The organism is Roseobacter sp. S87, assembly GCF_055693285.1.
The window spans coordinates 16,088-36,008 of sequence record NZ_JBVFTR010000001.1 but is presented as its reverse complement, the minus strand read 5'-3'; the positions used below and the strand labels follow the sequence as shown (position 1 = coordinate 36,008).

The 19,921-nt window shown below is 58.0% G+C and carries 13 protein-coding genes and 1 pseudogene; 2 read left to right on the top strand and 12 right to left on the bottom strand.

What is annotated here, in order from left to right; all coding sequences use genetic code 11:
- Positions 1-275 (bottom strand): DUF1330 domain-containing protein (locus ACZ1HA_RS00130; protein ID WP_472712411.1); only part of this gene is annotated, 275 nt, incomplete at its 3' end.
- A gap of 96 nt (positions 276-371) precedes the next feature.
- Here ACZ1HA_RS00130 and ACZ1HA_RS00125 point away from each other — a divergent pair.
- Entirely contained in the window at positions 372-1,283 is a 912-nt protein-coding gene (locus tag ACZ1HA_RS00125) for a LysR family transcriptional regulator (protein WP_472712410.1), read from the top strand.
- A 361-nt stretch (positions 1,284-1,644) separates the two neighbouring features.
- Here ACZ1HA_RS00125 and ACZ1HA_RS00120 read toward each other — a convergent pair whose 3' ends face one another.
- The 11 genes from ACZ1HA_RS00120 to ACZ1HA_RS00070 form a co-directional block, all read right to left on the bottom strand.
- A complete protein-coding gene (locus tag ACZ1HA_RS00120) occupies positions 1,645-2,289 on the bottom strand; it encodes a hypothetical protein (RefSeq protein WP_472712409.1) in 645 nt (214 codons plus the stop codon).
- Positions 2,286-6,368 (bottom strand): nSTAND1 domain-containing NTPase, encoded by a 4,083-nt coding sequence (locus ACZ1HA_RS00115; RefSeq protein ID WP_472712408.1) that lies wholly within the window; start codon positions 6,366-6,368, stop codon positions 2,286-2,288. The genes ACZ1HA_RS00120 and ACZ1HA_RS00115 overlap by 4 nt, the downstream gene beginning before the upstream one ends.
- 314 nt (positions 6,369-6,682) lie before the next feature.
- Positions 6,683-7,135 carry a hypothetical protein gene (locus ACZ1HA_RS00110; protein WP_472712407.1) on the bottom strand — a complete coding sequence of 151 codons (453 nt, stop codon included), beginning with the start codon at positions 7,133-7,135 and terminating at the stop codon, positions 6,683-6,685.
- 22 nt (positions 7,136-7,157) lie between these two features.
- On the bottom strand, positions 7,158-11,528 hold the full coding sequence (locus ACZ1HA_RS00105; RefSeq protein ID WP_472712406.1) for a hypothetical protein: 4,371 nt from the start codon (positions 11,526-11,528) through the stop codon (positions 7,158-7,160).
- 20 nt (positions 11,529-11,548) lie between these two features.
- A complete protein-coding gene (locus tag ACZ1HA_RS00100) occupies positions 11,549-12,604 on the bottom strand; it encodes an AAA family ATPase (RefSeq protein ID WP_472712405.1) in 1,056 nt (351 codons plus the stop codon).
- Positions 12,605-12,637: 33 nt separating this feature from the next.
- On the bottom strand, positions 12,638-14,137 hold the full coding sequence (locus tag ACZ1HA_RS00095; protein ID WP_472712404.1) for a trypsin-like peptidase domain-containing protein: 1,500 nt from the start codon (positions 14,135-14,137) through the stop codon (positions 12,638-12,640).
- A gap of 12 nt (positions 14,138-14,149) precedes the next feature.
- On the bottom strand, positions 14,150-14,470 hold the full coding sequence (locus tag ACZ1HA_RS00090) for a CU044_2847 family protein (RefSeq protein ID WP_472712403.1): 321 nt from the start codon (positions 14,468-14,470) through the stop codon (positions 14,150-14,152).
- A gap of 26 nt (positions 14,471-14,496) precedes the next feature.
- Entirely contained in the window at positions 14,497-15,078 is a 582-nt protein-coding gene (locus ACZ1HA_RS00085) for a DUF4143 domain-containing protein (RefSeq protein WP_472712402.1), read from the bottom strand.
- 44 nt (positions 15,079-15,122) lie between these two features.
- Positions 15,123-15,722, bottom strand: a complete 600-nt coding sequence (locus ACZ1HA_RS00080) for an ATP-binding protein (protein ID WP_472712401.1) — start codon at positions 15,720-15,722, stop codon at positions 15,123-15,125.
- Between the two features lie 89 nt (positions 15,723-15,811).
- Positions 15,812-16,909: a ParB/RepB/Spo0J family partition protein gene (locus ACZ1HA_RS00075; RefSeq protein ID WP_472712400.1), complete on the bottom strand. Its 1,098-nt coding sequence runs from the start codon at positions 16,907-16,909 to the stop codon at positions 15,812-15,814.
- Entirely contained in the window at positions 16,902-18,281 is a 1,380-nt protein-coding gene (locus tag ACZ1HA_RS00070; RefSeq protein ID WP_472712399.1) for an AAA family ATPase, read from the bottom strand. Before ACZ1HA_RS00070 ends, ACZ1HA_RS00075 begins: the two co-directional genes overlap by 8 nt.
- A gap of 459 nt (positions 18,282-18,740) precedes the next feature.
- Here ACZ1HA_RS00070 and ACZ1HA_RS00065 point away from each other — a divergent pair.
- A pseudogene (locus tag ACZ1HA_RS00065) lies at positions 18,741-19,918 on the top strand (replication initiation protein).
- Positions 19,919-19,921: the final 3 nt, after the last annotated feature.

The window sequence follows — 19,921 nt, the reverse complement described above, 5'->3', positions numbered from 1 at the left end:
TCGGAACCGGCAGTGCGGGCTTCAAGATGCGGTTTGTACTCCGGATCATTCATAAAGTTCATCGCAGCTTCTTTCGACGGCCATTCAAGGATAATCCGCAGGGCGGCAGGCGCATCAGTCCCTTCAACCTGTTCGTGACTCGCTGTGCGCGCGAGGTACTTGCCGCCATGCTTAGCAACAAGTTTGTTGGCAGTCGGCAGATAGTCTGGGATCCAGGCATCAGTACTGGGGGTCACTGCGAGAACGGAATAGTAGGCCAGTGCGTGTTCCTTCATAAACGTGGCTTCGGTTTGTTGTTGATCGAAAGTACGAACTACTGTTTTCTAAATAAACACGCAAAATTTTGTTTCTGAATTTAGGTTTTATAAATAATGGATACCTTAGCGCTTCGCTTGTTCGTTCTGGCTGCGGAAAAGTTGAATATCAGCGCCGCGGGACGCAGCTTGGGATTGGCCCCCGCCGTGGCCACCGCGAAACTCGCTAAGCTCGAAAGGACACTTGGCGCAGACTTGTTGCATCGATCGACAAGGAAAGTTGCGTTGTCGACAGAGGGCGCCGAGTTCCTGCCGTTTGCCCAAGAGATACTGGCGCAAGAAGATGCGGGCCGATCGGCCCTTGGCCAGGGCGACTCAGAGCTCACCGGCACCCTGCGCTTTGCCGCGCCAAGCACCTTTGCACAGGAGTACATTGTGCCAATCCTGCCGGATTTTCTGTCGCAGCACCCAAAACTGTCGCTGGATCTGAAGTTTTCCGACGCTCAATTCAATGTCATTGAAGGCAGCTTCGATCTGGCCCTCCGAAATGCAGCGATCGACGACAGTACGTTGAAAGGCCGAAAACTGGCTGACGATGTTCGCGTACTGTCAGCGGCACCTGACTACTTAGCGCGTAACGGGATTCCAAGCGCACCGGCCCATCTCAAAAAGCATAGGCTGATTGCATTCCGGGACAGAACGCCTCGTGCAATGATCAGTAAGTCCGGAAACAAGGCAGCATTTGACACTGCGGGCCATAACTGCAACCTCGTCTTTGACGATGGACGCAGCCACCGCTTGGCCACAATTGCCGGTGCCGGTATCGCTGCAAACTCGATCTGGAGCATCCACAGCGATCTGAAAGCTGGCCGTCTGATCAGGGTCCTCGAAGACTACACGCTTGCAGAAGGCACCGGTCTTTGGCTGATCTATCCTCAAGCGAATGTTCTTTCACCCAAAGTGCGCGCATTTATGGACTATTTGCTGGACAGGATCGGCCGCAATCCGCCGTGGTTGCCAAGCGATTAGCATCTACGGTCCTGCCCCGGACTGCTTCGCGAAGCGCCGTCAGCCGGTAAGCGGTCTCGTGTGAACCTTTTTTATTTCTCAGGATCGACTTATGTCTCAATTCAATGGACTCCCCCATTCAAGATCGGCCCTTCACTGAAGTCTCTGCACCCTTCTGCAAAAAAGCAATTCAGCGAAAAGCATCATGATTTTTCAGGATTTCCGCTGAGTCCTTTGGGAAATCGTGTAGCGTAAAACAGGGGATTTGGTCAGAAAAATCTGTGAACCGGTCGTTTACTGAGGCTGGAACTGAAGAATAATCAAGCGAACCTGATATGTCAGAACTCTGCTGAAACTCTTGCGCTGGAAACCGGCGCCTCAGCTACGATTGCAGAACCCCTTCCAGCACCAGCGGAGCAGACACCTTTACTTTCAGATCCGCAACCAATGGTGTGTCATCCGCCATTTCGATCATGCCGGTGGGCTGAACGATGAAATCCGCAGCAAAAACAGCATTACTGTAAAACACCGTCGCAGACGCCCGCCAATGACCTTCCTCGGTCTCTCCCCACGATCTTGGTTTGCGGCTGAGATCAAAGATATCAGGACTTTCCGGCAGATCTGGCAGGAAAATACTGTCCGGGCTTTCCAGCAGAAAGAAAGGCCCGTCTTCACCGCGGACAAAAAAGCAGAAAAACACGAGGTAAATCAGCATGTTTGCCTCGGTCAGCACAACAGGTGCTTTGGCATTCACCTCGTGAAGCGGTGGTGATGATCCGGTCAGGCGACTGAGCTGTTCGCCGTTCTCCAGAAAACAGACCCTTACGTCCTTCGGCAGCCATTGCGTGTCGGTAAATACAAGCAGTGTGACATCATCATAAAAGGGCAGCGCAAAACGCTGTCCCATTGTCCGGCCTGGCTGAATTCCGGCAATATCGTCAATCTCTCCCAGTTTCTCAGCATAGCCCGCAAGCGCGTCCTCATTCAGCGCCTCAAAAGTATCGGATTCCAAGATCTGAAGCGTCACTTTTTTCTCCCGTCTGCTTTGAAATACTCATCTTCAATCTGCGCCATATCGGCGCGAACCCTGTCCGGCGCGTGGTCTGACGGCCGGCGGCCCCATGCATCAACCGGCAGTTCTTCGAGGCGTTTCAGCAGAACTTCGAACTGGCGCGCCTGGCCCCGGGCGGCCGCAGCGACCACTCTTTCCATGTCCGTCAGCTGTCTCGGCGGGGCTGCCGGAGCAGGTGTTTTAGCTTTTTCCTTCTCCGGACCGGCAATCTCTGGCAAAGCAACCGGCCTCGGGACCCTGTCTTCCCGGTCACAAAACAAGTCGTCCTCCAACGCACGGAATTTCCCCTGATACTCATCCGGTGCCACGTCTGACGGGTAACGGCCCCAGGCATCCAGCGGGCAGCGCAGCCCAAGACCCTGCGCAAGCTCCCGGAACGCCTCTGCTTTGCCCTGTTCCGCCAGATCATGGAAACATGACTTCGCCGTACCACCTGCACCGAAAAGCGAGTTCGTCCCGGCGGACATAATTTCAGCAATCAGCTCTGTTTGCCTGTACTGAACTGCACCATTCAGCAGAATGGGCCTGAGGTCATCTGTGATATCCTTCTGTGCGACGACTTTGAAAAGTGACGAACGCAATCCGTCAGCACCTTCCTTGCCGGCGCTGACCAGAAGAATGGGTGCCGCTGTCTTCCAGCTCTCCTCGGGTACAAGGCCCTCCTCGACACACACGGTCAGGACCGTAAACCGGTTATCAGCTGTCAGAATTTCGAGACCCGTCCGTTTCGGATGTCTGTCCGTCAGCGCCTGAGGCGCGTCGCGCAGCAGTTTCAGAGTGACACTGTCCTTGCGGTTGCGCAGGTCACTTTCGCGGGTAGCTGCATCCATCTGCGCATAATCTGTCGGCAGTACGCGTCGCAGCACGTCACGGGCTTCCGGGAATGCCTCGCCTTTTTCGAACGCGCTCTGCGCGCCAGGGCCGTCAAGCCGGGGGTCGTCAAGCAAAATCTCAATGCACTGACGCGCGCGTTGCCGTTGGTCGTCACGCACTTCACCAACCGGGGTCATGACCAGATCAAAAAGGCTGATGCCCGCGTGCTTGCCCGTGGTCAGATCGACAAACCGCGAATTCAGGAGGAAACGCAGGGCATCCGGTCTTTTCCAGTAGGCTGCAGTCGTCAATGGGGTGTGCCAAAGGTTTTCCGGTTCATGTAACTTCCTGTGAGCTTCCTCTGTCATGTCCGGATGGTTCTCCACAAACGCGAGGATCGGCACATTGCCCTTTTCAGCGGCGGCGTGGAATGGAGTAAAGCCGTTGGTTGTCTGTGAAAGAACCCCTTCGACACTGAACAACCGTTCAAAGAAATTGAGTTTGCCCCGGGTGGCGGCCGTATGCAGCGGCAACCGCAGATTGTCGTCCTTTTTGTCTGTCCGCGCGCCGATGTGCATCAGATATTCGAAAACCTCATCGCCGCCGCCCGACACGGCCCAGTGTAACAGTGAGGTCCCACCCTGGAACGTGATCTCCTCATCGTCCAGCATCGGCATCAGCACTTTCAGATTTTCGACGGAATTGGTCCAACAGGATATTGCCAGCGGATGATCCTTGTCTGACTCTTCAGGCAGGGTCGCGCCGAACTCGATCAGTACAGGAACTGACCCATTTTCCTGCCAGCTCGCAATTGCCAGCGGAAGCCTTTCAGAACCACCGCGCAACTCCAGCAGGTCTGGGTCCTCAGAAAGGTGATGCCGCAGAAAATCTGTGATGCCATGCAGTATCGCCACGTGGAAAAACCGGGATTCCTTCCGTTCAATCTGAACGACCTCGCGCGGATCCTGTGCCTGTCTGAAAATCGCAATTACGGTTCGCCGCAAAAGCGCGTCTTCTGCAGGAAGATCACAATCCGCGACGGCTGGCCAGGCCACCCGGTATTGGCCGAGTATCTGCGCAGACTGCTGGATGCGCGCAGGCGTTGCGTGCATTTCAATAAGCTCATCGGAATAGTCTTCTGACGCCCAGTACGCGGCGAACTTGCGCATGGAGGATTCCACCGCAAAGTATTCCTTTCTTTTCTCTGCCCATTCTTTTGCAACCGGCCACTGATCTATCACGGCCTGATGTGTCAGCCGCACCAGCTGAAGGTTTTCATCCGCAAAAACGAGAAGTCTTTTCTGCAGAAACGCCTCAATCATGCGGTCCGTGCCCGGATCACCGCATTTTGCCGGTGCCGCAAGCAGCTGCATCCGCCCACCATCCATACCCACGAGCCCGGACAGAAAGTTCGTCAGCGTAACATAAGTGGGCTCGCCCGGGTACTTCGGATCATCCGCCGGATACCGTGAGCCGTTCCCCAGATCCCAGGCATCCTCAGCGAGGGTCTCAATCAGACGCGAAAAGCTGACGCCGTTTGACACGTCCCTGAGGGTGATCTCGTTCTGTTTTTCCCGCGCCGCTTTGTTCAGCGCGCTCATCAGCACCGCGTCATCGTCCAGGCTGATCTCTGCAAGATGCTCAAAACGGTTATACAGTCGCTCAAACCAGAGGCCTGCCAGCGGCAGCGGCGAAGACGTAATACCCTGTTCTGACTGCTCTTTCCGGAACGCCTCCCAGTACCTTTTCAGTTCCTCCTGAACGTCATCTCCCAGCTCAAGGCCAGCCCGTTTAAACGCCGAAACCGCAATCTCTATAAGCGCATCAGCCGTTACGTCTGCGTTATAGGTCACCTGCTCCGACTCCAGATACTCCGCGATACCGAGATCCATAAACCGCTCCTCGCGAAGGCTTTCCAGCGTAGTCACCAGTTCAACGTACGGCGACTTCAGCGCCTGTTTAAGGAACTGCAGAACCTGCCACCAGCCCTCCGGCCGGTCCCGTTTGTCCCGGAATTCAAACATCTCATCGACCATCTCCTCGAACTGATCGAGGCCGATGACCAGACGCTGGGATGCCGTCTCAAGCGTTTGCGCAAGCCTGTCGCTCATAACCCGCGCCCGTTCCCGCTGGGAAACTGAACCGGGCGCGAAATCCCTCAGGCCGTCGATTTCGTCTCCCAGGCGACGCCATAAAAGGTCCAGCCTTGTCGTCTGATTACCATAGTCAGGTTGCAGATCGGTGGGGCGTACCGCCAGAACGATATCCCCGTTGGCACGCAGTTCTTTGAGTACACCGGCCTGCAGAACAGACGACTTACCGCAACCACTCGGCCCCTTGATTATCACAAATGAGGACAGACCTGTTGCTCTGATCGCCCTGATCCGTGTCGCACATTTTGCCACGAGACGGTTCCTGCCAGGCAGGTTGCGGCGTTCATCAAGCGCGTAGTGCCCCAGACCGGATTTGAACGGATTCCCGCGAATCGCATAGTTCAGTTTCGTTTTCAGCAACTCGATCGCGCGATCGGACGCCAGGTGCGCCATTTCCTTTTCCGTATCATAGCGATGCGGTTGCAGCCCACGCGACAAAAGATGCTTCAGAAGATTGAACAAAGCGCAGATCTGCGGCTCGTAGAGAGCACGCACTTCGTTATCCGTCAGGCCCTGCTGCTCCAGCCAGTTCCGCTGTTTGCGGCCGTTGAAAATGATGTCGCCAACATCCGCTGCATCGCGGATGTCGCGGTTCGCGACGTATCCCAGAACCAGCGCGTGACCATCAGGGTGCTGGTCTGCAGAAATCAGTTCGTATGATGTGCCCGTCAATGGGTAACAGCCTGAAGCAAGCGCATCTCTCTGCGCGTCCTCACTGTCCGGCCATGGGTGCAGAACACCCGGTCTGCCAGGCTCGGCCCGCCACCCGGCTATTCGCGCCATCATGTGGTCAGGCAGATCTTTTTCGAGCGGGATTCCACAGCGTTCACCGAACAGCGTCAGTGTCAGTGCGACCTCATCGCTGGCCGGGTCTTTCAGCACACGCTGGGGCGGAAAACGGTCATTCAGCAGGGCGCCTTTCTTGGTATCGTTTTCCCACAGATAGGTGCTCAGCTGGTCATCCCAGTCATAGTCCTGAAACTCGCGCTCCAGCAGATCTTCAATGAGTTTCCGGGCAAGACTGAGATCAAGCGAAGAAGAGACAAATACCTGCTGCAACCCGGACATCACCTGCTTTCTGGATTAATCAAGACCTTAACGAATGGTTAATTTTTTGCTGAACTCAGAATACATTGCAAGGGAAACCCTGGAAAAGAACCTGTCACCGGCAACCGCTTCGCCGACTTTTCCGGCAGTATTCAAACACGGACCGTGCGCAGGCCAACCGCCCCCGGTTCAAACCGTTTCCGGAAAAGCCCGCATAAAGCGCCCCGGTCGCTGGTCACCGGATGCAGGGAAAAGCGTCTGACTTTCCAATGCGTGCCAGATCATCGGCTGCTTTGTCTGGTTGTTGGCCAGGCCGTACACTGAGCACTGTCTGCTCAGAACACGGAAATCGCAAACAGCAGCATACAGAGCACCAGGGACAGCACAAAGGTCACAATTCGGTCCGGGCCGAAATCAAAAAGTGAGAGATCATTGCATTTTGATTTTGGCTCACCCCGGAACCATCCGGGCGGCGCAGAGTGCCGGAATGCCGTGCGGAAACGGTGCCGCGCTCTGATCGGAGCAGCAGGTTTTGCCCATGGCTCACCACTGGTCATAGACAGCAAAAGGTTCGTGTCGAGGCTGACCAGACTTTCGTTACCGGCCTTTTCAGCGGCTTTTTCAAGCCCAAGGTCATCCAGTATGTCCTGGCGCTTTCTGTCTGCTTTTCTCCTGCGTTCCTCCCGGTCCCGCGCCTGGCGGCGTGCGTTCTCACGTGTTTTCTCTTCAAGCGTGCGCAGGGCGTCGGCATCTTCCGGATCCGATATGCCCGTGCTTTGAAATTTCATGCCCTTTTGTTCGGGCCCGTCATCAGATGGCGGGGAAGCTGTCATCATATTTATCCTTGAAAGGGACCCACAGTCTGGTGTCCTGCAGCACAGGAAGCCGCATCGTCAGAGAGCGTTCCATCATGATCCTGGCAGACCAGTAGGCGAGAGCCGGAACGACAAGATCTGCAAGATTGAAGAAGAAAAATTCCGGCGACACAAACCGCAGCACGTCAAAAATGGGCAGCGACGGCTGGAAGATACCCAGCATAATAACAACAAAGACAATGCCCAGCGGCTTCCAGATCCGGAAGGCATCGTCTTCGTAATCTCTTACGCCCAGCAAAAATGCAGCGATCATGGCCAGAAAGTTGCCGGTGGATACCGAAGCCGAAGGCACAACAGTGTCAAACAGATCGATCAGCATGACAAAAATCAGGATGTTCGGCACCCAGATCACCGGGGAAAGGATGTCACCGATATCGAAGAATTTATCAATAGACCGCAAAAATGGAGCTGGCAAAATCCCCTGATACATTGCCAGATTGTGCAGCCCACGACCGGCAATCATCATGACCGGGACCAGCAGCATCTGCAGGGCAAGTGTCGTGCTGTAATAAACCGACGGCCCCGTGGGAAACTCAACGAAACTGGCGATTGAAAACCGCAGGCACGCCAGCAGCAGGGCAATAACGACCGGGAGCCCGAGGGGAATTGCCGTCAGGCCAATCAGAAACCCGCCCAGCAGGAACAGCCTGTCATACCGGACGTTGACCGAACCAGCGAAATTATATGAAACTTCCGGCGCCAGCAGGATCAGCCCCAGCAGTACATACTGCCCAACCCGGATTGTGTCTTTTGCCAGGATGCGTGTCAGCAGACCAGGCTCAACGACGACACGCGCAATGATGACAGACACCAACAGCAGATCCGGCGCGGGCCGCCAGCGCACAAAATCACTGTTGAAACTGAAATCCACGCACCATGACAGCCCGCCGAGGACAAAGGCCGCGAGCCCCCAGTAGCCAAAGCGGTAAGCTAGAAGGACGGCCAGTAAAGGCGCAAAACCAGCCAGCGATACAGAAAGCGTTTCCGTCAGATTGAAATGCAGACCAGGCAGAACTGCCAGTGGCGCCAGATAAAGGGAATAGACTGACCCGGACGGCCAAGGCGTATCTGCGACTGCCTCATGGCGCATCCGGTTGATCTGCGCAAAGAACACGAAAAGCGCAATCGTGATCATCGGAACGGTCGCAAAATAGGCGCTGTCGGTTGGATAACTCTCTTCAACGACGACCGGCATTTCCACAATCGGCTCTTCCAGCGAGCCCTTGTCCGGATCGGTTTCCTCCGTCACGTCCTGCCCGGTTGGTGCGCTTTGCCCGCTGTTGTCACTCTGGATCGGAGGTTCCGGTATCGGGTCCGGTAAAATCAAAACAGGTTCTGACAGCAAGGCGTCATAGAATTGCTGATAGACCACGCTTGAGGCAAAGACGACAAAGCAGAACACGGCGATGCGGGTTGCGACAACCCGCCTGCCCAGATACCGCCAGAGCAGCAGAACGCCGATAGCGCCGGTCACCGCAGCCGGGAACAAAGCGATCATCAATTGCAGTGCCACGTCCTCAGGAACAAGCGCAAAAAGCAGCGGTTCACTGAAGGGATCCATTGTCACAAAGCCGGCGAAAAGCGCTGAGAACGCTGCGAGCACCAGCAACCAGTGGCGTAACGTGATCAGTCGCGCCTGATAGAGCACCGGCAAAAGAAGGATGAGCCCAGCAAAAAAGAAATCATAAATCTCTTCGTCGTCCCAGTAGGGCATGAGGTCTTCCAGCAAAAGATACGCGCACACAGACAGGATCAGTACGACATGCAAAAGCGTCTTCAGTGCGTCTGCAAAAAAACCGGCGCGTGCACGCAGCGAAATACCGGTCGGCGTGAGCACATGCACGGACAGAACCAGTGCAACCAACGCCAGGGCAAATACAAGCTGTATGCTCAGCAGCACAGAAGGCGCGGAAAAATTCACCACCCCAACGGTGATGAAAAAGTTAACTGCCGCGACCAGAAAGGCCCCTGCCAGAAGTTGGGTCATACGGCGGTTCCGCACGAAGAGCACCGGATCAAAGGGAGTTTCGCGCCGGCGCCGCGCGCTCAGGATCAGAAGGAACAGGCCCATCACCAGCTTTTCGGCAAGAAGATTATCCGTTCCGAGATCCGGCGTTGACGCACCCCGGACACCCGCAGCCAGATCCCCCACAAGCACAACCGAAGACAACGCCACGGCAGGCAACCGGCCCGGTTTCAGTCGCGGCCACCGCCGCGGCGACCGGTCCGCGATTGCGATCAGGACGAAAACAGCCAGCATGACATAAAACCGGTTCGATCCGGAATCCACGAAGTCTATCTGCGCTGCAAAGGCGGCTCCGGTCCAGACCAGCACCTCCTGTAATATCTTCAGGGCCGCAGGCGCCACGAACCAAAGAGCAAACGAAAGCACCAGACCGAATGTTGCATAGACCGCAAGCTCGAAACGCATCTGACGGCGCAGGTCCTCGCCCATCTGACCCTTTGCCCGGACGTTCAGATCGCTGACATCCTCAGACCGCATAAACCGCGTGAAAATTGCGTCCGAAGTTATTTCATGTGCTGCCTTCGGACCGAATGCGCCCAGAAACTGCCTCAGACGGTCAGGGGCACGCGCGAGCGCAAGCGTCCGTTCCGCCTCGAGGTCATCACCGATGTCTGACTGAAACGCTTCAATGACCTTGCGCGCCTTTTCGGCCCGCGTCGGCGAAAGCCCCGAAACAAGCTCGACACGCAGCCAGAAAGGCAACCGTCCCTCCCTGAACCACGGCAGCGCAGACAGTTCAGCGATGATATCCGTCGCCCCGACGGGCCGGTCAAACATCAGCCTGCGCATGCGCAGTGTCAGTTCAGGCAGCAGCGTCGGAAAAATACACAGTACCGACAACAGACTGAACGCGGCGGGTGTCAATGCGGACTGCAGCCCATATACCGCATCCTCGCGCTCTTCAGAGGCGCTTCCGGCGTCACGTACCGCTTCCGCAGCTTCAGACAGAGACCATGCAGGCACCTCGCCCGACGGAACAGGCGCGTCTTTCGGACGTTCACCGATGCTGGCCACCCTGTAGCTCACATAATCACTGAAGCCCTCAGCAGATATGGGAAACACTGCGACGCCCAGTGCAATAAGCCGCCGCTCCTCGCGCCCCCAGTGAGCCCGGGGTCGCGGCGTCATAAGGGCCAGCATCCGCGGTGGTCCGTATGCTTCAGTCCACGAGGAAAGGCGACGGCCAAACCGGTCCAGCAAACGTCCGGCTTCTGCAATAAAAAGAACGACGTCACCCCGGTGCTCATCTGACAACGCTGCAGCACTGCGCAGCGGAACAGTTTCCGACACAGCCGTCCGGCATCGGACCAGCCGGTTAGGATCAGCGAGCAGATCATAGGCCTGAGCCTCCACCCCGGCCTCCTGCAACCTCGTCAGAACCAGGTCGCCCAGTACGCCAAGATGATCCGTCTGGTGTCGCCGGTCGATAAGCACCAGATGTGCGACGCTGTGTGATTCCGACTGATATGCGAGCGACAGAGCACGGCCTGCTGTCTGCGCTGCAGCCGTGGCCGTGCGTTCCGGATCGATCCGCTGCGATTCCTGTTCCCGGCGCAGGCGCAGCAGCCCCATGGACGACGTCAGTGCAGGGCCTGACAGCAACCCTGTAAAGTCGGGACCCGGCAGGGGCTTCCTTTCCGCTTCCTGCAGATCTCTGGACGCCTCCGGGTCGATAACCGCCTGACGGGCCGCCGCACGGTACATCAGCCAACCCGCAAGGATCAGAGGCAGCAGCGCCATAACACCGCGCAGCAACCCCTGCCCCGTGACCGCAACCGCGACCGCTTCGGCGACATTCTCGGCCACATCCGGAACCGCTGCCTCTCCGGTACGCTGCTCTGCCTCATCAATTGTTCTGGCCGTTTCGGGATCAACCGGTGCAACGATTTCAAGCCTGCCCGTCTGCCAGACGACAAAAGTGGCGATCACTGCCAGAAACAGACCGATCAGAAAGGCAATCCAGAAACGTCTCCGGCCGATCAGAACTTTTTTCTGATCTTCTGCAGCAGCCGGCAGCAGGGACACCGCCTCGGCCAGTGGTTCTTCAGCAGGTGCATCTTCATCGGCGTAAAATGCCCGGATCGCCCGTTCTTCTGCCTCATTTCTTGCGAGGAGCATCGCAATATGCGGCCCGAAGTCAGCAAACCCTGCAGGTTGCCAGCCCTGATCAACAAGTCCTGTAAGGTAGCTGTTAATCCGGATGTAATCTCCGGGTCCGATGTACAGGTCGGGTATACTGGCTCTGAGCCGGTCCAGCCCGGGGTCGGGCATAGGGGTCACAGCCGCTCCATCCACCGGCGTCAGTCTCCCCTGAGCCAGTTGTCGATAACCGTCATACCGGTCCGCCGGTCCCGGTCACTTTTGAGCAGGACTGAAACGGAACGGCGCAACACGTCAGGAACCGCTCTTGGATGCGTCTCTTCACCACAGTGATGCCGCATATACAGAAGCCAGTTCATGAACTCAGCCGGTGATGGCCGCTGTTCAAAGCGATTGTTGTCGCGCAGACGGGAAAACAGGTCGAGCCCGTCATTCAGCAACGCGGTACCGCGGAGATTGCTGATACGCGACACAACGATTTCCTCAAGCGTGTAGGGTGGCCGGTCGTCCGGCGTCTCCGGCACCTCTTCGTGGGGCAGCGCAGGAAACGGAATCGTGTAGAACACACACCGGCGCAGGAATGGCGCTGGCAGGGACTTCTCCGAATTTGAGGTGATGATCACCAGAGGCTTGCGCGAGGTATCAGCCCGAACCCTGATACCGAGCTCCGGCAGGTCAAACCGCATCGTATCGATTTCCACAAGGATATCGTTGGGCACATCCCGGGAAGCTTTGTCGATCTCATCGATCAGAACGACTGACTGGACAGGTTTTCCCAGACCGAGGCCCGGGAAAAGTTCTTTGAGCGGACGGGCCTGCACGCCCTGCCGCAGGGGCTCAGCCAGCGCGTCTCCGCCGGCAGCACGCACGATCGCGGCACCAAGACCCTGCAGTTTTACATAATCTTCCGGGGGTGTTCCGCGTTTTTCAGGATCGTTTGCTTCATGCAGCCGCCTGATATGATCAAAGTAATAAAACAGATCCACGGAACGGATATCCGCCTTACAGTTGATCCGCAGCACATCTCCGAGGCCCAGTTCATAGGCCACCGCATCGGCCAGCGCCGATTTGCCCGTTCCGGGTTCGCCATTCAGCAGCAGAGGTTGACCCAGCAGAACCGCGGCATTGACCGCGGTGACAAGATCTGTCGCCGGCAGGTAGCCCTCGGGCTTTTCGAGATCGGCCCTCAGGCTGGTATCAAATACCGCAGGCTTTGAGGCTTTCCTGCCGGGTTGTCCGGTATAGGGTCCACTCACTGCACAGCTCCTTCAGTCTAAAAGTTTTCAGTTCTACAAATTGTCGGGGTCAATCTTTTCCCGGCGGATCCGCTCCAGAAGGTGATGCATTTCCAGCGCGGGTTTTTCCTCAAGAAAGCTCTGCAGCTCGTACATCAGATCAATTGCCACGCCCTCATCCTCGATATGCCCCTCCGCAAAGATCTTCTGGCTCCAGAATTCGATTTCCGGATGCCTCACCGGACGCAGCGGCGGCAGTGTGACGATTTTGCTGTTCTGCTCTGAGGTCAGCGCACCATAAAGAACGGCTGCGCTGCAGGAGTCATTGCGTGTAACATCCAGAGCAAAAGACACGTGCAGGTAAAGCTCGCACGTCGCCCCTTCCGCGATCTGATCCCAGAGCTTCAGAAACGCCCGAAGGACCTCACCGTCTTCATCACTGGCGTCCTCCGTCATCGTCAGATGAAAAAGCCAGCCATCCGGAGCGCTTCTCTCCAGTGCAGTGCGCAACTCTTTCACCGAAGTACCATCTGCGTTCGAGGCGCGCAGCAGCGCCTCTTTGAGCAGGTCCACCCGGTCATCTGTTGTTGCACCCCATTCCGGGAATGCGAGGGGTTGCTTGCTTATGGTCACCCGACCACTGGTGTCCCGTTCCGCATGATCCGCGATTTCCAGAAGTGCGCGACGGTTCATATGACCATGCGCCTCCATACGCGATCCGTCGACGACAAAGGTCATGGGCGCATGGTCTGCCGGCCGTCCCCCACTCGCCTCAATCCGCAATCTGGTTTCCCGCGACAGGATACCCGCCTGCCCTTCCCGCGCGATCAGATCAAAGATCGGATGAATACCGCTTCTTGCCCGCGCGCGTCTCTCAATAAGTGGCTCCCAGACTTCCGCCAGCAGCGATACCGGCACCGCATAGGCGCGACGGCTCTGCCGCGTCTGCACCGCGCGGACCATCCCGATGATCTCATAAGTTTCCCGGTCTGTCAGCGGCCCGCCGGAAAACCCACCATAGATGATATTGTCGCTGATGACGTCATCCGTCACGAATTCGATCTCATCACGGCGGTTCGGTTCGCTCACTGTTGCGCGCGACCAACGCCCTTTGCGGTTCAGTTTTGTCTGGCCCCGTTCGCGCGGCCCGAACGCGATCACTTTCTGACCAGGCACCGGTTTCGCAGAAAATGCAGGCATGCGTGTGCTGTCCGGCAACTCCTCCAGATCAAGCAACTGTACCACAGCAATATCGACAGCGCCGCCCGGGTCGTTCACCTGGGACGGTACCGGTCGCCATGTCTCCGGCACGACCTCCGCCTGATATGTTGCAGAAGTCTGGTCCCTGAAAATCAACGTCACGGGGTCCGCGGGCGCAACCGGATCCGCAGACACATCCTTATTGCCAAGCGCTGCCGCGATCACATGCGCACAGGTCATCGCATAAAGACCATTCTGCCCGCGGCCGCGTGGCACGATGAACCCCGTCCCGACCCAGGCGGTGCCCTCGGGGTTCAGAAATCGTACAACAGGTTCAAGAGCCGGCGTGCGCATCAGGCGTCCAGGTCAGCTGCCCTTGTTCCAGGTCAGCGACACCTCGAAATTTGCCGCCGTCGATGCCTTGGCAACAATAACGCCGGCGCCGGCACTCAGCTTCAGTCCAAACTTTACCGAAACCGTGTCGGGCGTCTCGGCCAGATCCTTCAGCGTTCCGATCAGCTGGTTGGCCATCGGCCTGATACGGTCCATCGCCTCGGAAAAAGCAACCGTGCTTGCGTCGTCGCCGCGCGTCGACACCAGCGTGTCGTCCACATCTTCGATCAGAACATCCACCTCGATACCGACGGTCTGACCGCCCTCAAGCTCAAGCACCTCAACTCTGTTCATCGTCAGCCCCCTGTTCAATTAACCGGTTAAAAAAACGTTAAATATTTTACCGGACGATAACTATCCGCAGTTGAGCAGGCAATACCGGCGTTCAGGATAACGGGAACAGAAACGTCACACCGCCCGCAACCGCCCCACAGCTGCCTCCAGCGGCATCGCCCGCACACCCCCTGCCCCGGCACCTCGCGCCCGCCGGCGTAGACCAGCAGACGCTCTGTTGCGCCCAGTTCTTCCGCGGCGATGTGAAACCCGCGGGTGACTTTGGGCGAGGTGGTCCGTTTGATCTCGATGGCCCAGAGCGTCCCACCCGGCAGCGTCAGGATCAGGTCTATCTCTGCGCCGGCCGAAGACCGGTAGAACGCCGCCTCTGTGCCCCGTGGCGCCGCTGCAATAAGGTTCTCGATACAGAACCCCTCCCAGGACCCGCCGGCCACCGGATGACCCAGCAGCGCCTCAGGCGTCTCCAGCCCCAGCAGTGCGTGCGCAAGACCTGCATCGCGGATATAGACCTTGGGCGATCTGACCAGCCGTTTGCCTGCATTGGCGTGCCAGGGCGCCAGGCGCCGCACCAGCATCAGATCAACCAGCAGGTCCAGGTACCGCGCCACGCTCTGCCCCGATACACCGAGCCCCGCAGCCAGCCGCGCGGCGTTCAGCAGCCCCCCTGCTCATGCGCCAGCATGGTCCAGAACCGCCGCAGCGTCTCGGACGGGATGCGCAGGCCAAAGGACGGGATGTCGCGCTCCAGATACGTTCGGATGAAATCTTCCCGCCATGTCAGGCTGGCCCGGTCGGAGGCTGCCAGAAAGCTGTCCGGGAACCCGCCGCGCAGCCACAGCTGCGGCAGGGCCCCCTGCCCCGTCTCCCCCAGCACCAGCGGCGTCAGCTCATGGTAACTGACACGGCCCGCCAGGGACTCTGCGCTTTGCTGCAACAGACTGTCTGAGGCCGAACCCAGCAGCAGGAACTGCCCCGTCCGGTGCCCTGCCCTGCGGCGGCGGTCGATCTGACCCCTGAGCGCGCCAAAGAGCCCCGGCATCAGCTGCACTTCGTCGATGACCACCAGACGTCCCGCCTGTTCATCCAGATAGAGATCCGGCTCTGCCAGAACCTGCCGGTCGGCACTGCGCTCCATGTCCAGATAGACCGCGTCACGGGTCTCCGCGATATCCAGCGCCAGGGTGGTTTTGCCCACCTGGCGCGGACCCAGCAACACGACGCCTGCCTGTTCAGACAGGGCATTTTCGATCATTGCATGGTGGTTTCGGGGTATCATACCTTGCATTTATGCCATCAGATGGAAGATTTACAAGGTTAAAAGCGGTTTTATGGGAACCGCCCCTACCCTTTTTCGAACAGGTACTGCAGATGCTCCATAGCACGCTCGACCAGAACAGAGTTGACCGGCGCGCCCTTGATGCGGATCACATGCCCGTCACCGTCCTGACCCGACTGCAGCGTCACGCCACTGGACAGACGCAGGGTGTTGTGCGCAATCCAGCCTGTTTTCGGCCGGTCTTTTTTCGGCCGTCCGCCACGCGCAGGCCCGGCACCCACCACTTCATGGGCTTCGATCACCGGAAGCAGCGCCTCCCATTCCTCCTCGGGCGTCGCGGGCTGTGCCACGCTCAGCGCGTCCCGCAGTGGCAGTTCCGCCCCATTGCGCAATGCCGCAGACAGGCGCAGGCCGTCCCGCTCCTTAAGGTTCTCAGGGAACTCAAGCATATCGCCCAGCTCTTCGAAAATGACCGAGAAAGACCGGATCTTTGAGCGCTTGGCTTTGCTGGCCATTTTGAAAAGCGTCGCCACAGCATCCTCAACGCTCGCAAACACACCCTGCTGAGCCGCGACAACGGCGATGCGTCCCCGCTCATAATGCGACAGCTGCGCCCGGATTTCGTTCTCCTCGACCATCGCCGCAAAGCTGCCCCCCAGCGCATCAGGGTCCCGCACCAGCGCCCGGATCGTGGTGTATTTGTCCTGACCGGTCACCCCCAGCAGCTCACGCACCGCCCAGAGACGCCTGTAGCCGGAAAGAAGCCCGTAAGGCTGATCCGGCTCCCCTGCCCGCTCAAAGACCTCGACCGGGAGCCTGAGGCCATGCGCTGCGATCGAGGATTTCAGCTCTTCCATCTCCGAGGGGTCAATCACGGTCCGGTCCCGCACCATGGCGTCAGCAGCAATCTGGTCCAGCGGGATCTCCCGGATCACCCGCCCGGCCTCTTCTGCCGCGCGCAGCGTTTCTGCGTCCACGCGGTCCCGCTCCTGTGCGGCGCGCGTTTCTGTTGGCAGTATCTCTGCGGCCCGCGCGCTCTCAGCAGAAACCTGTGAAATCGGCGCTAACGCACCGGACGCTGCGGGGGTTTCGCGGCGAAACTCCGCCTCGATCCGGTCCAGATCATCCGCACTGGGTGCTGATACTTTCCTGCGTTTAGCCATGTTCTGCCTCCCTCTCATCCCGCCACCATGCGCCAACGATCAGCTCTTTGACCTCAGCCCAAGTCTGGTCAAAGGTCTCGCGACCCCGCACGTATGTGTCCCGGTTGAAATCCCGGTAATCCGCTTCGTAAATCCCGTTCACCTGCTCGCCCGCCTGCCCGACCATCGCGGTCATATCCTGCCGGAAGGTGGTCATCATATCCCCGAAGTACGCCTGGATCACATTCGCCAGATCGGTCTGCTGTGCAGCATCAAACCGGGTGATCAGCGTCCGCACAGCGTCCCATTCAAAGCGCACTTCCTCAAGCCCGAGCTTGCGTCGCTGGGTGTTCTCACCCTCTTCAATGCTGGCGAAGGTCGAATACAGCATATCAAAGAACCGGCCGGTGGAATCGAACTCCAGAAAAGACGCGCCCAGTGGCACGATCAAGATATCAGCGGCCGACAGGGCATTTATTGTCAGGTATCCGAGCGCCGGAGGGGTATCCAAGAAAATCAGGTCGTATTCCTTCAGAACCCCGTCGTCCTCCAGCCCGTTCAGCAGCGCATCCCACAGCGCCCAGGAGCGGTTCTGCATCCGCCAGACCGGGACCTGGAACTCCGCCCAGTAGAGGTTGAGCTGCGCGCCGATCAGATCAATGTTGGACCAGTGCGTAGACTGAATGAGGTTTCGCGGCGAAACCTGGAGAGCTTCTGTGAGCGTCTCGTCAAGCGGCACAGGAGCGTCACCGCGCGCCTCCCGGACCTTGTTTTCATTTTGCAGGTTGCGGGCAAAATCACGCGCAAGAATGGGAAAGGCAGTGGACCATTCATCCTCGACAGTTCCGCCCATGATGGACGTCATGGATCCCTGGCTGTCGAGGTCAATCACCAGCACCCGGTAACCGTCGAGCGCAGCGGACATCGCCAGATGAGCACAGGTAGACGTCTTGCCGACGCCGCCCTTGAAATTGGCAACGGCCAGCACCTTGGCATCGAGACCTTCCGGCCGGTAGGGACGGTATTCACGGTGGGCTGCACCTTCACTGGCAAAGTAGTCCCGCAGAGCCATGACATCCTCAAGAGAGAACCACTTGGAATTCCCTTCTCCCACACCCTGCGGCAGGTCTGGCTGGCTTTTAAGCACACGCCGGAAATGAGCCGGTGCTACCGGAATGAGATACCGGCAAATTTCCCACGTAGAGAACCGACGCAGACGCTTGTGACCATCGGGCGCATGCCCTCCCTTTGCCAGCTCCTCCCGGCCCTTGGCCGCGAATGCTGCGGCTTTTGCGAATCGCGTCGTTCCGACAGGATCAGGCAGACCGGAAGCGGCCTGCTCCGGATCGATTCCATAGTAAGGGGGTAGGGGAGACTTGTCGCGTGATGTCATACTGAACTGCCGATGTCAGATAGTTTTTATGTGTTACGGCAAAGTATCTCACATGATCAGACAAAAAGGAATCAATCTGTCCCGGAAAAGAAGAAACACAGACAGTTTGTTTATTATCTTTAAGAAACTTTAGAAACTTTGCCGTTTTTTATACTAATATTATCAATGCATTAGATGTCTTTGGGTTGCCGCCTACAGGACGAAGAGTACCCGGATACAGGATAAATGGTACCGGAATACATGCCCAAAGGCACCGATTCGCGGGATACAGGGTCTAAACCTTTGTATAGGGACTGTATCAGGATCGTTGGAAGTACGGTCGTCCCGGATATGGGTACCTTACAGCCTGAAAGCCGTGCGCCGCATAAGTATCCGGATAGAGATTGAGAACGGGTGCCATTTGGCGTAACCTGACCATAAAGGTCCGCAGAGACCTAGTTGGCAGAGGCACCGCCTGAGATGCAGGACATACCCAAAGACAAACTAACCGGATCCCTCCGGCGGGGCGAGGTGAAAAAGCACGTCGCCGCTATTCATGTCTCCGGCAAGCTGACGCTGTTGCAGCGCAAGCTGAGCAATGTGCTGCTGCTGAATGCCTATGACACCCTGACACAGGCGCAGAGCTTCCAGATGGACGCGCGGACGCTGTGCCTGATGGTGGGGTACAATTCCAACGACTTTGACACCCTCAAACAGTCCCTTCGTGGCCTGGCGGAAACGGTTGCCGAATGGGACATGCTGGACGAAGCGGGTCAGCAGGAATGGGGCGTATCCAGTCTTCTGAGCTATGCAAAACTCAAAGGTGGTGTCTGTGAATACGCCTATTCGCAGGCGCTGGCGGAGAAGCTGTCCGATCCGAAGGTCTTTGCGCTGATCAACCTGAACATTCAGCGGCGGTTCACCAGTGGCCACGCGCTGGCGCTTTATGAGAACTGCTACAGATTTCACCGCACCGGCAGTACGGGCTGGTGGCCGCTTGAGACCTTCCGGCGGCTGATGGGGGTGGATGACAGCACCTATTACGAGACCTACAAACACCTGAACGCCAAGATCATCAAACCCGCGGTGGCGGAGGTGAACCGGACAAGCAACATTGTGATTACGCCGGAGGTGCGCAAGCGGGGCAGGGCGGTCACGGACATCCGCTTTGCCATAGCGCCGAACCCGCAGCTGGCGATCCTGGACCTGGACGACGGCGAAGGGCTGCGGCGTGCTCCGGTCTATGAGCGCCTGCGCGGTATGGGCATCAGCGACCGTCTGGCGCGCCAGTGGATGGCCCAGCACGGCGAAGAGACGGTCGCTGGCAAACTTGACTACGTGGCTGCCCAGTCGGATGTCCGGAGCCCTGCGCGGTACCTGGCCGCAGCTCTGCGCGATGATTATGCGGGGCAGGGGGTGACGTACCGTCCGAAGCGGCCTCCGTGGGCGGCCGGGCGCGGCGTCTGGGGATCGTGAGAGATCTCGCGGCGCGCCGGACACCGACCCAGCGGGATGCCGACCGGCGGATGTTTCTGGCAGGAATTGAGGACGGCGCAAAGCGTGCCGATTTCGAGCGCCATGGCTGGATGTCGGCGCTGAACGCCGAGGAGATCGTGGCCTTTTGGGAGGATCTGTTCCCGGGCGCGTTCGACACCTGAGCG

Excerpts from the sequence above, each read along its gene's own strand:
- ACZ1HA_RS00125 (WP_472712410.1), top strand. The coding sequence starts at position 372 with ATGGATACCTTAGCGCTTCGCTTGTTCGTTCTGGCTGCGGAAAAGTTG.
- ACZ1HA_RS00115 (WP_472712408.1), bottom strand. The coding sequence starts at position 6,368 with ATGTCCGGGTTGCAGCAGGTATTTGTCTCTTCTTCGCTTGATCTCAGT.
- ACZ1HA_RS00110 (WP_472712407.1), bottom strand. The coding sequence starts at position 7,135 with ATGAAATTTCAAAGCACGGGCATATCGGATCCGGAAGATGCCGACGCC.
- ACZ1HA_RS00095 (WP_472712404.1), bottom strand. The coding sequence starts at position 14,137 with ATGCGCACGCCGGCTCTTGAACCTGTTGTACGATTTCTGAACCCCGAG.
- ACZ1HA_RS00090 (WP_472712403.1), bottom strand. The coding sequence starts at position 14,470 with ATGAACAGAGTTGAGGTGCTTGAGCTTGAGGGCGGTCAGACCGTCGGT.
- ACZ1HA_RS00080 (WP_472712401.1), bottom strand. The coding sequence starts at position 15,722 with ATGATCGAAAATGCCCTGTCTGAACAGGCAGGCGTCGTGTTGCTGGGT.
- ACZ1HA_RS00075 (WP_472712400.1), bottom strand. The coding sequence starts at position 16,909 with ATGGCTAAACGCAGGAAAGTATCAGCACCCAGTGCGGATGATCTGGAC.
- ACZ1HA_RS00070 (WP_472712399.1), bottom strand. The coding sequence starts at position 18,281 with ATGACATCACGCGACAAGTCTCCCCTACCCCCTTACTATGGAATCGAT.